We start from the raw sequence: 14,186 nt of genomic DNA on the forward strand, positions 1-14,186 counted from the left end.
TGTTTGTTACTTATCGCGGTCAGATGCCCTGCTAAGCTGATTAGGTCGCGCTAAGGGTAATAAATTCTTCAAAGTAATAGGTCATTGAAAAATGACAACATTGCATCCAAATAAAGACCTTAGCCCATCTCTATAACAACATCTATAATAATAGGAAAAATTATGCAAACCATTATATTAGGCGGTGGCTGTTTTTGGTGCACCGAATCAGTATTTTTATCTGTAAAAGGCGTGCAATCTGTCGTGTCAGGCTACATGGGCGGTGACGCGGTATCTGCCAACTATGAGGCAGTCTGTAGTGGTACGACAGGACACGTTGAAGTCATCAAGGTTGAGTTTGATGACTCTATCGTCCCGCTAGAAGTTATCCTAGATGTTTTCTTTGCCACTCATGATCCCACCACGATGGATCGTCAAGGCAATGATGTCGGTAGCCAATATCGCAGTGTCGTGTTTTACACCGAAGAAGATCAAAAACCAACCGTCGACCGTACCATTAATAAATTGCGTGATATGGGTGTTAATGTGGTCACAGAAGTACATCCTGCTGTTGAGTTTTATCAAGCAGAAGAGACGCATCAAGACTTCTTTAATAGAAACCCAGGACAAGGCTATTGCAACTTTGCAATCCCGCCAAAGCTTGCCAAATTGCGTAAAGAATTCAGTCAGTACATGGTAAGTTAAGCACAATATTAAATAAGAAACTGCTGATAAAGCGTGGTTCTTAGCGACTTTTAATCATAGCCAAACGCTTATTGTATAAGTGTTTGGCTTTTTAATACCTTTAGTATCATCACCCAAAAGATTATTATAAAAATAACTAATAATATAAACCTTAACCAATAAAGGCGAACCTATGAACCCTGAGTTTTGGCAAACGCGCTGGCAAGAGAAACGCATTGGTTTTAATCAGCCTGAAGTGAATCCGTTATTAATGAAGTGCTTTAGCCATTTAAACGTGCCCGCTGGTGGTCGAGTATTTGTGCCTTTATGTGGTAAGTCGATCGATATGGCATGGCTAGCAGCACAGGGCTATAATGTCGTTGGCGTTGAATTGGTTGAGACAGCCGTGCAAGAGTTCTTTGCTGAGCAAAATATCGTACCTACTGTATATCAGCATGCGGATAATCCAACCATTAAATCCTATCAAGGTCAGCTGGCAGGACGAACCATCACGCTATGGGTCGCTGATATTTTTGCGCTAACGGCTGAAGATATTGACAATGTGGATGCAGTGTATGATAAAGCGGCATTGATTGCCTTACCAGCCAATATGCGTATGAAATATAGCGAGCAAGTGCGACAGCTTAGCGATACTGCTGATAAAAAATTTGCACCGCAATTGTTAATCACGCTCAATTATGATCAAAGCAAAAAGAATGGACCGCCCTTCTCCATCAGTAGCGAACAAATACAGCAATGCTATGGCGAGCACTATCAAATTAACGAACTGATAAATGAACCTGCTACAATCGGCTCCGCACCTGAGCTAAAAGTCACTGAGCATGTTTGGCTGTTGAATTAAACATAAGCTTAATTATCGCAGTGATTCAATAGTGATTAAGCGACGATTAAATCATAACGGAGAAACCTAATGAAAGTTCTAGTTAGTCTCGTAAGCTTAATCGCTTTTTTATTGGTGGCGTTACCCGGTCCGCTTTATAAATATGGCGTCGTCGATTTGGGTACCGCCTTTACAGGATTTAAATTCGGTGTGTTTGCTGGAATTGCCGCCCTTATCTTGCTCGTTTTACAAATGATATTTAAACGCAAAACAGTGACGCTTGGTAGCACGGTAATAGCGCTGCTACTGTCGGCTATTGCCGTAGCTATGCCGCTTAGCATGATGAATAAAGGCAAAAGTGTACCGCCTATCCACGATATATCGACCGACCTGATCAATCCACCTAAGTTTGAGGCCATTGCCCCACTACGCGCTGATGCGCCAAATCCCGTTGAGTACGCAGGTGCGGAAGCTGCAAAAAAACAACGTGACGCCTATCCGGATCTGAAAACCTTGAGCTATACGCAATCACAATCTGAATTGGTCAAGGCGACCGAACAAGCCGTCAATAATTTAGGCTGGGATTTGGTAAATAGTGATGTGGATAAAGGCATTGTCGAAGCGACAGATAGTACGATGTGGTTCGGCTTTAAAGACGACGTTGTCGTACGTGTGACGGATAACGACAGTGAGCGTTTGCTTGATATTCGCAGTAAATCACGGGTTGGCGGTAGCGATTTGGGCAAAAATGCTGAGCGTATTCATGACTTTATTAATGAGTTGGATAAGGTTTTGGAGGAGTAGTTGGGTTTGGTTAACTATAAGAATCAGCAATGCTTGCTACATAAAAGGCAGCAATCATCGGTTTCAAATGGCAGTATTATGCCAATTTATTCACGATATACTCAAGTTCCCTATACTGTGGGAAATCTTTAACCAATGCTAGAAAACTATCTTTGAAAGTGCTATTTTCTTGCAATTGATAGATATCATCACACACATTAAATAATGGTAGATATGTTTGAACCAACTTAATTAAATCAGTTCGGTGATGAATCAACTCATTATGGTTTAATTTTAATATATCTATTGATTCATCAGCATCTTTTTTATGTTTATCACCGAACAACTGAGCGGATAAGGGATTCATTTTAACGCTATCGTCACAGTCAGTATGCAGCGGATGAACTTTTATCTCCTTACTTTGCTTTGCTATGTTGCAATGCTTGTTCGAAACACAGCTTAACAGTAAGTTATTATAACTAAACTGGAGTTTTCGATGTTGATGCTTATCTTGCAAATGTTCTACGCTCGCGCTTTTGGTAGATATTTTTTTGCAACAGTAACAGCACAGTCCATGCTGCTCAGTATGTAAATGCTCTCTTAAAATCTCTTTTTCATCGAAAGGTAAATCGTTCCAATTGAGCGTATTATGTTTCTTAATCCACTTAGCAGTTATATCGGGCATAGAGCCTGTTTTGTTAATCTTCTGCATAACTTTCTAGCCCTCTTTTTTTTCTGCAAGTTGGGCTTGAGTGAGATGCAATCGACAGCGCAGTAATTCTAAATTCTCTGGCATCTGTTTTTCTAATTTTATAATGTAATTCTCTGCACTCTCAAAATTTTTCTGATAAATAAGTTCTGCAACCTTGTCGAAGTCTGCTTGTGCTTTTGGATCTCTAATTGGTACATCAAATACTTTAGTTAAAACCGTATTGACGTCTTCACCATAAACATTTGGTACTTGAGTTAGCTCACCATCATCAAGAGCATAAACTAAAATATCAGGCCGATCACTGATAACATGCGGCGAATGGGTGGTTAAAATAAATTGCACATTAGGGAAAGTTTTGACGAATTTATCAATCAAGTCATGTTGCCACTTTGGATGAAGATGCAAATCCATTTCATCAATCATCACCACGCCTTCACCTTCTAGCGGATTATCAAGACTTGGATTAAGCAAAGCCAAACGACGTGCAATATCACCGACTAAGGCTAGAAGAGACTTTTCACCTTGTGAAAGTTGGTTGACGTCTAACTCTTCGCCATCTTTTTCTACTATCATAGTAGGCGTGCCTTGGCGGCGGATATGAACATTTTCAAAGCTAGTGAAAAATCCAATAGATTTACGTACAGAGGAAAGCAATCTATCATCAACTTTATTTAATTGAGAGAAAAAACTCATTCTAAATTCAGTAATGAAATTTAGCATAAATGGATCCAACTCTTCTTTAGTTAGTGTTTTTCCACCCTCACCTATAGGATATTCAAACTTGCTTTTTAATGATTTTATTAACGCTGACTCATCTTGATTTTCATCTGATTTCGCAGAATTAGCTCTTTTCTCATTTTCGATGTCTTCTCGTTCACGAAACCAAGAAAAAAAACTATCAAAATTTACTGTCTTTTTTAGTGCATCATCATAAGCTGCAAACTGATTATTGATATGGTTGTCCCTAACCTCGACTGCCATATTTCTAATGTTTCGGTCTACAGAATAATAAGCAAATATAGGTAGACTAACTTCTTCATTATTTTTGAATTTATGAATATAGCTTCTGATTACTTTAGATAACCTATTGACTCTCAATCCATAGGTAGCAGGTCTAAACTTCTTTTCTGTAGTAGCATCAATCTTCCAATCTGCTTGTATATTTTCTTCAACCCATTTCTTGTTTTTTTCAATAGAACTGAAATCTTCAATACAAACTTTAACTGATGATAAATGTTTATTATTTTTTATATCAGATTGCGTTAGTTCTACTCCATCTGCATTTTCATCACTTAATTTTTCTACAAACCAACTAAGCCCAGTAGCTAACGCCTGCAAAATTTGCGACTTACCCGCGCCATTATTACCCACGATTACAGTGACATTACCTGTCTTCTCCGCTGTTGGTGCAAAGTCTATATTTAAGTCATCAAAGCGACCATAGTTTTGTAGGTGTAAGCGTTTGACTTTCATTGTTTACCTTATTTTTATAGGTAGTAAATATTTAGGTATTTTATCAATTTCTGTGGTAATTCTTACCTATCAGTATAACAACTTAAAAGACAAGTAAGGAATGCTATTGTTTTGGGAAAAAAGCCTCAACGTACCCAAAACCCTCTCCTAACCTCACGCCAACGTCCATTTATAGTAACTGAGTGCTTCGATACCTTTTCTTTACTATTTAGATTGGTTACTCTAAGTCCATACTGCCTTAACCAGTTCTGCATCCTTTCTTAATGACCACTTTGACGTTTATAGGATATTTTCATGCGTTTGACTCCAGTTTCTACTTTATCGCTACTTAGCCTTGCTGTTGGTTTGAGTTTTGCTAGCACTGCCCAAGCCGCCCGACCAGAAGCACCAAACTTGTCTAATGCCGAGCTACAACAATGTCTAGATGGATTAAAAAACTCTAGCAAGTTTAGCGGAGTTGATGGTTATACCTTTAACAACTATCGCCCAAGCCAGCCTGATCCTAGCGTCATTCAATCATTGAACTATCAGCCTGAGTTTCAAAAAGACGTTTGGGATTATCTCTCATCGCTGGTCGATAGCGAGCGTGTAGAAGACGGTATTCGTGCCAAGCGCCAGTGGGCAGATACTTTGCGTAAAATCGAATCACGCTATGGGGTCAAAGCCGAGCACGTATTAGGCGTCTGGGGTGTTGAGTCAAACTTCGGCCAGACATTGGGCAAAAAGCCGTTGTTTGAATCCTTAGCGACGCTGTCTTGTTTTGACCGTCGTCAGAGCTACTTCCAAGGTGAATATGCCAATGCGCTAAAAATCGTCCAAAATGGTGATATCGCGCCAAGTGATATGACTGGCTCATGGGCAGGTGCTTTTGGGCAAACGCAGTTTATGCCGAGCACTTTTTTAGAATTGGCCGTTGATTTTGATGGCGATGGTCGTCGCGACTTAGTTAATAGTGTCCCTGATGCGCTAGCCTCTACCGCTAACTTCTTGGACAATCGTGGTTATCGTACTGGCGAGCCGTGGGGTTACGAAGTCAAATTGCCCAGTGGTTATTGGGCCGCGTCTGACCGAAAGAACAAAAAATCTATCAGCCACTGGCGCGATCAAGGTCTAACGCTCGCCAATGGCAGTCCATTGCCTTACGACTTGAATAGTGCAGGATTACTATTACCTGCAGGCGCTGAAGGCCCTGCTTTCTTAGTGGGTAAAAACTTCGATACGTTTTATTCGTACAATGCGTCAGAGAATTACGCCTTAGCCATCGCGCATTTATCAGACCTAATCACTAAAGAAGACAGCAGCAAAACTGACTTTGTCACTGCTTGGCCTACCGACGATCCGGGTATCAGTCGCCAGCAAGCAAAAGACATTCAACAAGCGCTGTTAAATGCTGGTTATGATATTGGTGAAGTCGATGGCATTATTGGAGACAATACTCGCACTGCGATTCAGCAGTACCAAACCAGTAAAGGCATCTTCCCCGCTGATGGACGCGCAGGACAGAAATTTTACCGTTCAATCATTGGAAATGCAGGAAACATAGCTCCAAGAAGCACACAATATGGTAATCAATATGGTCAGCCAGCGAACAGTCAGCCTTTACAGCCTGCCTCTGCTGATCGCATGGGACAGTTGATTCAACAACAGACGAGCAGTCCCAACACTTATTCACCTCAGTCATCGGCTCGACCATCGAGTTCTGGCAATACGCGTTATCGACGCGTGACGAGTGCTGATGGTAGCGTGAAGCTCGTACGTGTTGACGAAGGTTCATAGCACGACTGCATGTTCTCATTTTTATTACTATTTTTAAAATGAAGACATGCGCTAAGTTTTTGATAAACCTAATTGTTATGGATTAAAAAAAGCCACGCTAATATGATTAGCGTGGCTTCTTTTTGATCAATCGATTATCTATAGATATCGATTACCTATAGTCGGTTCAATTTAAAAGTGGTACAAGGCAACCGAGTGTAGATGTATATTTAATACCTCAAGCGAGGTTAACGCTGTAACGCTTTTATAGTGGATTGACTATAATATCTGTAGTAGCGCCTTAGCAAAGATAGAAAAACATCATATATGTATGGTTGCTGCTTGGCATAAGCTTTGACTATATTGATGAAAAAACGAATTTGAACGACTAAAAATATGTAATAGTACGATGTCTACTGTAGACAAATGCATAAGATAGGCAGGTGACACTATCAGTCTCATCGATAGGACTTGCAGATAAGAGACTTGTTCCTCAGGAGCTAGAGACAAAGAATTTTAATGACAAATATTAACGCGCTTATGACGTTGATATTATTTTCGTCAGTCAACATTAGGAAAATTATATGACAAATCCGACAATGTTCAATACTGTTAAACGTGAATTCCAATATGGCAGCCAGCAGGTTGTTATCGAGACAGGGCGTATCGCTCGTCAAGCCAACTCTATTTTAGTTCACATGGGTGGTGTTACTGTCCTAGTGGCTGCCGTTGTTAAGTCTGATGCGAAAGAAGGCCAAAACTTCTTTCCATTGACCGTCAACTATCAAGAAAAAATGTACGCAGCGGGTAAAATCCCAGGTGCTTATGGCAAACGTGAAGGTCGTGCGAGCGAGTTTGAAACATTAACGTCACGCTTGATTGACCGTCCGATTCGTCCGCTATTCCCTGAAGGTTATGTGAATGAGATTCAGATTACTGCGACGGTTGTATCGTCAGATAAGACTCAATCAGCAGATATCGCTGCATTAATTGGTGCTTCAGCGGCACTGGCTATCTCTGACGCGCCATTCAATGGTCCAGTCGCAGCTGCCCGTGTTGGTTTTATCAATGGTGAGTACGTACTGAACCCAACAATCGAGCAGCTCAAAGAGAGCGATCTTGATTTGGTTGTGGCTGGTACTAAGTCTGCCGTATTGATGGTTGAATCAGAAGCAGCAGAGCTTTCAGAAGATCAGATGCTAGGTGCAGTACTTTACGGTCATCAACAGCAGCAAATCGTTATTGATAACATTGCGTCAATGGCTGAAGAAATTGGTACTGCTAAGCAGCAGTATAGCGCCCCTGAGCGTGATCAAGCACTTACCAGCAGCATGAAAGAGCAGTTTGGCGAGCAAGTTGCTGACGCTTATACGATTACTGATAAACAAGCGCGCTACACTAAGCTTGACGAAATTAAGCAATCAATTATTGATACGCTTGCTGGTGATGCTGAGTCAGAAGCCTATGCTGATACGGTATCTGAGCTCAAAGAAATCTATAACGACCTTAAATATCGTACGGTTCGTGACAATATCTTGTCAGGTAAGCCGCGTATTGATGGTCGTGACCCTGAAACCGTTCGTGCGCTTGATGTGCAAGTTGGTGTTCTACCATATACGCATGGTTCAGCATTGTTTACACGTGGTGAGACGCAAGCATTGGTTACAACTACTCTTGGCAACAGCCGTGACGTCAACATGATTGATTCACTAGGTGGCACTATCCGTGACCATTTCATGCTGCATTATAACTTCCCGCATTTCTCAGTCGGTGAAACGGGTCGTGAAGGTATTCCAAAACGTCGTGAAATTGGTCATGGCCGTTTAGCACGTCGCGGTGTACAAGCAATGCTTCCAGATAGCGAACGCTTCCCGTATGTCATCCGTGTGGTATCAGAGATTACTGAATCAAACGGTTCATCTTCTATGGCATCTGTTTGTGGTGCAAGTTTGGCATTGATGGATGCAGGCGTACCAATTAAAGCCCCAGTTGCTGGTATCGCGATGGGTCTGGTTAAAGAAGGCGAGCGTTTCGCTGTACTATCAGACATCTTAGGTGATGAAGATCATCTTGGTGATATGGACTTTAAAGTTGCTGGTTCTAAAGACGGTATTACTGCACTTCAGATGGACATCAAAATCGAAGGGATTACGCCTGACATTATGGAGCAAGCGCTTAAGCAAGCACATGCTGGTCGTATCCATATCCTAGATGCGATGAATAAAGTATTGCCTGAGAGCCGTACTGAAATCAATGCGCATGCCCCTAACTATGCCGTTATCGAAATCAATCCGGACAAAATCCGTGACGTCATCGGTAAAGGCGGCGCGATGATTCGTCAGCTAACGGAAGAAACTGGCGCAGTTATCGATATCGACGATGGTGGCACGATTCGTATCTTTGGTGAAAACAAAGCAGCAACCAAAGCAGCTATTGGTAAAATCGAAGCATTGACTGCTGAAGTTGAAGTGGGCAAAACTTACGAAGGTACGGTCGCTCGTATCGTTGACTTCGGTGCGTTCGTTAACGTCTTGCCAAACACTGATGGTTTAGTGCATATCTCACAAATTGCAGAAGAGCGCGTTGAGAATGTCTCTGACTATTTAAAAGAAGGTCAAACCGTTAAGGTGCTCGTACAAGACGTTGATAACCGTGGTCGCATTAAGTTGACTATGAAAGGCGTTGAGCAGGGTACAACTACGACTGCTGAATAAGTACTTTCGCTTGATATAAAAAACCGCTTTAGGCTGTTAGTTAATAGCACTCAAGGCGGTTTTTTTATGGCTAAATAAGTATTTACATTTATATAGTCAGTGAAAAGTAATACCGATACATCACGCACTATTGATATCAATTTTTCTTGCTTGCTGTGCCTGTGCAGACAGAGGCTACAAAAAATCAATATCAGCAGTATCGTAGCATTTCTAGGGTATTTTGACTATATAGTCAAATCCATATAAATCCGCTACATCGTCATCCTCGCTAAGCATACTAATGTATAACTTGCGCTCGGTTTCCTTGTATCGAAATTACTTGAATTCAACTATATCAGGTTGAATGTTGCTGTCTCCATCCAATCTCTTCAATGACATTTCATTTTAATAAAATCGTACCTAAGCACTGACAACAAAAAATCCAACGCCAAACGCTCATTTCAAACGTTCAACATTGGATTGATAAAACTCTAGAATAATTTTCTAATTAACCAGAGTAACTATTCTTGATCTAACTTGTCGATCATACCCTGATATTTTTCTTTTTTAGCAGCGATCTTTTTGCGTCTTTCCTCAGCCGTCGTGACCAAATTTTTGGCGACGTCTAAGCTCTTATCAAAGGCCGCTAATTCAAGATCTACCGCATCCAATAGTTTGCCAAGCATCATAGCCGTCGCTTTTTCAGAGACATCCTGAGTCATACCACTAGCATCAGATTTAAAGTCGTCTTTCAGCTTTGACGCCCACTGATAAATGCCTGCCATGGTAATGCTAGATTTATCCTCTTGATCAGCATTATCTTTTTTGCTGGTCTTGTCTTTTTGATTAGACTTGCTGTCTTTGGTGTTTTTGTCAGACTGAGCGTCTTTATCGTCACTATTAGATTTGTCATCTTTATTAGATTTTTGATTTTTATCAGAATCTTTATTCTTACTTGCTTTATCTGACATATCACTTTTAGCAGTACTATCGTCTTTAGCTTCCTCGTAGTCATGCTCAGCGTTGTACGCTTCAAAGTCGCCGTCCTCAAATACCACGGTATCCTCTCTGACCACTTCTACGCCAGTCACTGCTTTATTGTTGGTAGATTTTTTTGAATTTTCAGCAGCATCATTTTTTGCATTGTTGTTTGACATAGCTTGTTATCCTTATTTAAATTTGAATGTAATAAGTTTTTATAGTATTTGCCTATAAAATGGATACTAAGCTAAGCGCATTTTTTTATCAATATATGGATATAAATATACCGTTTAATGCCTACAGGAAGATACATGCCATGGTTTAAAGCATTAAACGGTAACAATTGAGCTGCATGTGATAACGAAGAAAATATTAAATTTTCTTAATCATTATTAATAGGGTTGTCAGCAATAAACTGAGCCAGTAGCTCAGCCAATTTTTCGCCTTGGTCTTCTTGTAAGAAATGACCACCGTTAATAATAGTGCTATGGTTTTGACCTTTAGTTCCAGGGATAAGTTTTTGCATGATTCGATCACCACCACCAGTGACAGGGTCAGAATCGCTAAACAGGGTAATGAAAGGTTTATTAAACTTGCCAAGCTCGCCCCAGGCGGCACGGTTTTTTGTTGAAGCAGGATCGTCCGGTGTGGTCGGTACTAGTATGGGGAACTGTCTTGCACCTTCTTTATAGGATTCATCAGGGAAGGGTGCATTATAAGCATCGATTACTGCCTGTGATAGTTCGGTCGTAGTGCCACTATTAATAATGCTGCCGACATGAAACTTCGGAGTATCTTGTGAGAATTGCTGCCACTTGCGGAAGCTTTCTCCTGGATCGTGCTCTCCTGTGGGGAGCATGGTATTGCCAGCTGCTACTCGAGCAAATCTGTCTGGATTTTCTGCCACGAGACGTAGACCAATTAGGCCACCCCAATCTTGACAAAATAATGTGATATTTGTTAAATCTAACTGATCAAGTACGGATTGCATCCAGTCGACATGGCGCTGGTAGGTATAATCCGTACGGGCGGCAGGTTTATCTGAGCGGCCAAAACCAGGGAGATCTGGCGCGATGACACGATGTCCAGCCGCTGTCAGTATCGGTATTACTTTACGATATAGATAACACCATGAAGGCTCGCCATGCAGTAGTAAAATCGGATCGGCATCCTTGGGACCTTCATCGAGATAATGTACACGCAGCTCACCGCCTTCGCCATCATCGACCATCATATAATGCGGCGAAAAACCGTAATCGGCTAGGTTTTCAAAGCATGAATCGGGGGTTCTAAGTATTTTCATAGGGTATCCTTATCCTGATAATAAATAACCGTGCTTTCTCAAACAGTAAACACTCATTTAGCATAGCATTCAAGCCATTATCGGTGTCATGTTTTTTGAATGTTAAAGATTGTGCTATGCACCAACAAACATCCTATTTGTTCTTAAATCTCGATACTTTTGGGTACGTGCACATCAATACGCAGCTTAGGAAGGTCTTGTAGTTGCTGAATTAGTAAAGGCAAGATATCGAGATACCAGTTTAATGGCAGTGAGGTGGCTACGTTGGATTCAGGAGGCGAACTGCTTACAGTACTGTGTAAATGACTATCGATAAGTGGGCGGGCAAATAGGGCAATTCTGCGGATGCCTTGATGGCGAATAAGAGGAATAAGCTGATGGTGCAAGTCTGTTAAAGCGTCAGTGAGCCAGCGCGACCGCGTCGGATGATAAGGGTGATCTGAGATAACAAGATTGGCAATATAACTGGGTTGATTACCATTACTGCTGACGCCAAGGCCAGACTGTTCTCGTGTGCGTTTGTGGAGTAAACAGCTACCAGCGTTTAGACTACCGTCACGGCACGCGCGACGATAGTGATGGTAGTTATCAGCGAATAGCGTCTTGGTTCGTGCGAGGATAGGGTCGAGCAGGATGCCAGCAGTATTAACTGGTAAGATAAGTAATTGGGCACTGCTATTTAAAATAGGGGCATGCGTCAATTGTAGATTCGCCATTGTCAGCCCCTTCAAAAAATAGTATGTTTATTCTACCTTAGCTTGTACGGTACTTTCTGCTTCTAATTGTGCGATTTGTTGTTCGAGCAAGGCAATTTGATCTTCCTTCATATCCGTCAATTTTTTATTCATCGCTAATTGTTCAGATGCCAGCTTTTCTTGGGCAGCCCAGCGTTTACGCTCATCTTCTAAGCGATCAATTTCTTCTTTGGCCAGACTATCCGTTTTTGGTAAAGGAGCGCTTAAGATGGTAGCAGGTTTTGGTACTTGACTATTTAAGTTGTCAGCTGTATCAGCGGCGGTAGCATTCTGATCAAGGACAGTCGTTTCACTCGTTATAGCGTCATCACTATTGACTTCACTGAGGACATTTTCTGCTGGCATAGCAGCAGACTGTGCAGCCTCGTTTTGCTCAGCGATTGATGGTGAGCTGCTGCCAGTTTTTCTAGTCTCAGGCACAGATTGCGCCCAAACTAAATAGCCGATAACAATGAATAGCAGTGCCAATATAATCGCTATCCAGATTCTACGGCGCGATTTAGCGGCTTTTGCTTTTTCACGTTTGCTCAACAAAGGATGCTTTTTTTTATTTTTCATACTACGGTCAATTTATGTCAAAGATATAAGTAGCCATACTATAGCAAACTCAAAATAAAAAGCCTATCTATTGCTAGATAGGCTTAAAGTACTGTTAAATAATAAAGCACTTAAAAAACTTTTAAGTATCAGTATCAGTATCAGTATTATTTGTTTGCTTAAGTTTTAAATTTTACCGTACCACTGGTGCCTGTCGCCATCGCATCACGAGCGAGTTGGTCTTCCGCATGATTTTTGGCACTGATAGCATCAGGGTCGGGGCGATGTTCTGCATGGCTACATTTAGTACATTCAATATACTCATCAGGCACAGGCGTCGTAATATTTACCTGTACCACCGCGTCCATCGCCTGACATTTGGGACAGCGGACGCCCGCCAAAAATCGGCGCTTTGGGCGTGACGATTGATAACGCATCTAAATAACCTCGCGATTGCTTTTGGCATTGGCGGCATCGATGTTTTTAACATTGCTAAAGCCACTGTGGCGCAATAAGGCATCAATACTGGCGCTACGACCACGGAAGTTCTCAAAGTTAGTCTTGGCGGGGAAGCTCCCACCAACCGATAAAATACTCTCACGGAAAGCTTTACCGGTCACTGGATTAAAAATACCTTCTTCTTCAAACCTACTAAAAGCGTCTGCAGACAATAGCTCTGCCCATTTATATGAGTAATAACCTGCCGCATAGCCACCTGCAAAGATATGACTAAAACCATTGGCAAAGCGGTTATAGTCAGGCGTTTGCATGATGGCAATGTCGTTACGAACCGTATTTAAGGTTGCCAAGATACCATCATAATCAAGTGATGGCGTGTGTGCATGAATCAATAAGTCGAACAGTGAGAACTCGATTTGACGCAGGGTTTGCATGCCGCTTTGGAAGTTTTTTACTGCCAGTAAGGCTGCAAGTTTGTCTTTAGGCAAGGGCTCGCCAGTCTCGACATGGCTACTGATAAGGGCAATACCTTCAGCATCCCACGCCCAGTTTTCCATAAATTGACTGGGCAGCTCGACTGCATCCCACTCAACACCATTAACACCCGCGACATCACCGACCGTCACTTGCGTTAAAAGATGATGTAGCCCATGACCAAACTCATGGAACAAGGTCAGTACTTCATCATGGGTCAATAAGCTTGGTTTGCCATCGAGGGCAGGCGTGAAGTTACCGACCATAAAGCAAACCGGTAGCTGCTGATGGTCCTGCTCGTCATAAGTATAACGCGACTGAAAACCACTCATCCAAGCACCGCCGCGCTTACCACTACGGGCAAACAAGTCAAAATAAAAGCCACCAAGTAAGTTATCGTCAGCATCAAACAACTGATAGAAGCTTACCTCGTTGTGCCAGCGAGAGGCAGAGTAAACATCAGCATCAGCATTGTCAAAGTCTTGCTCTTGTACTTTGATACCGTATAAACGCTCAACAATGGCGAACAAGCCGCTAATGACTTTTGGTAATGGGAAGTATGGGCGTATCTCTTCTTGCGATAAACTAAATTCGCTTTGTTTTACTTTTTCAGCGATATAAGCACTGTCCCAAGGCTGCAAATCATCAATGCCATAATCTTGCGCATATTTTTGCAGTTGCGCTAAATCCTGCTTAGCAGCTGGAGTGGCTTGCGTAGCCAAATCGCGCAAAAAGGTTTCTACTTCTGCCACGTTAT

Annotated in this window: 13 protein-coding genes; 5 read left to right on the top strand and 8 right to left on the bottom strand. The window is 41.8% G+C overall.

What is annotated here, in order from left to right:
- The first annotated feature begins 162 nt into the window (after positions 1–162).
- From msrA to RH96_RS10445, 3 genes are all read left to right on the top strand, one after another.
- Entirely contained in the window at positions 163–684 is a 522-nt protein-coding gene (msrA, locus tag RH96_RS10435; RefSeq protein WP_010200702.1) for a peptide-methionine (S)-S-oxide reductase MsrA, read from the top strand.
- Between the two features lie 172 nt (positions 685–856).
- Complete coding sequence (gene tmpT / locus RH96_RS10440; RefSeq protein WP_010200703.1) at positions 857–1,525, top strand: thiopurine S-methyltransferase; 669 nt, start codon at positions 857–859, stop codon at positions 1,523–1,525.
- 69 nt (positions 1,526–1,594) lie between these two features.
- The gene (locus RH96_RS10445; RefSeq protein WP_010200705.1) at positions 1,595–2,308 is read left to right on the top strand and encodes a DUF1499 domain-containing protein; all 714 of its coding nucleotides are present in this window, start codon (positions 1,595–1,597) and stop codon (positions 2,306–2,308) included.
- Between the two features lie 76 nt (positions 2,309–2,384).
- On the opposite strand, the gene RH96_RS10450 is transcribed toward RH96_RS10445, so the two are convergent.
- Positions 2,385–2,999, bottom strand: coding sequence for a retron system putative HNH endonuclease (locus RH96_RS10450; RefSeq protein WP_010200708.1), 615 nt, complete (start codon positions 2,997–2,999; stop codon positions 2,385–2,387).
- A 6-nt stretch (positions 3,000–3,005) separates the two neighbouring features.
- Positions 3,006–4,472: an AAA family ATPase gene (locus RH96_RS10455; protein ID WP_010200709.1), complete on the bottom strand. Its 1,467-nt coding sequence runs from the start codon at positions 4,470–4,472 to the stop codon at positions 3,006–3,008.
- A 294-nt stretch (positions 4,473–4,766) separates the two neighbouring features.
- On the opposite strand from RH96_RS10455, the gene RH96_RS10460 reads away from it, so the two are divergent.
- Positions 4,767–6,248 (top strand): lytic murein transglycosylase, encoded by a 1,482-nt coding sequence (locus RH96_RS10460; RefSeq protein ID WP_010200711.1) that lies wholly within the window; start codon positions 4,767–4,769, stop codon positions 6,246–6,248.
- A 578-nt stretch (positions 6,249–6,826) separates the two neighbouring features.
- Positions 6,827–8,941 (top strand): polyribonucleotide nucleotidyltransferase, encoded by a 2,115-nt coding sequence (gene pnp / locus RH96_RS10465; protein ID WP_026037290.1) that lies wholly within the window; start codon positions 6,827–6,829, stop codon positions 8,939–8,941.
- A gap of 500 nt (positions 8,942–9,441) precedes the next feature.
- On the opposite strand, the gene RH96_RS10470 is transcribed toward pnp, so the two are convergent.
- From RH96_RS10470 to RH96_RS10495, 6 genes are all read right to left on the bottom strand, one after another.
- On the bottom strand, positions 9,442–10,077 hold the full coding sequence (locus tag RH96_RS10470) for a hypothetical protein (RefSeq protein ID WP_010200714.1): 636 nt from the start codon (positions 10,075–10,077) through the stop codon (positions 9,442–9,444).
- A gap of 206 nt (positions 10,078–10,283) precedes the next feature.
- Positions 10,284–11,204, bottom strand: a complete 921-nt coding sequence (locus RH96_RS10475; protein ID WP_010200715.1) for a haloalkane dehalogenase — start codon at positions 11,202–11,204, stop codon at positions 10,284–10,286.
- Between the two features lie 143 nt (positions 11,205–11,347).
- Entirely contained in the window at positions 11,348–11,920 is a 573-nt protein-coding gene (locus RH96_RS10480) for a hypothetical protein (RefSeq protein ID WP_010200721.1), read from the bottom strand.
- Between the two features lie 27 nt (positions 11,921–11,947).
- Positions 11,948–12,517 (bottom strand): hypothetical protein, encoded by a 570-nt coding sequence (locus RH96_RS10485; protein WP_010200722.1) that lies wholly within the window; start codon positions 12,515–12,517, stop codon positions 11,948–11,950.
- Between the two features lie 158 nt (positions 12,518–12,675).
- Positions 12,676–12,933, bottom strand: a complete 258-nt coding sequence (locus RH96_RS10490) for a YheV family putative metal-binding protein (RefSeq protein WP_010200725.1) — start codon at positions 12,931–12,933, stop codon at positions 12,676–12,678.
- Positions 12,934–14,186: M3 family metallopeptidase (locus RH96_RS10495; RefSeq protein ID WP_010200727.1), on the bottom strand; the 1,253-nt coding region annotated here is incomplete at its 5' end.

The sequence above is a fragment of the Psychrobacter sp. PAMC 21119 genome, assembly GCF_000247495.1.
In the GTDB taxonomy this organism is placed as follows: Bacteria; Pseudomonadota; Gammaproteobacteria; order Pseudomonadales; family Moraxellaceae; genus Psychrobacter; species Psychrobacter glaciei.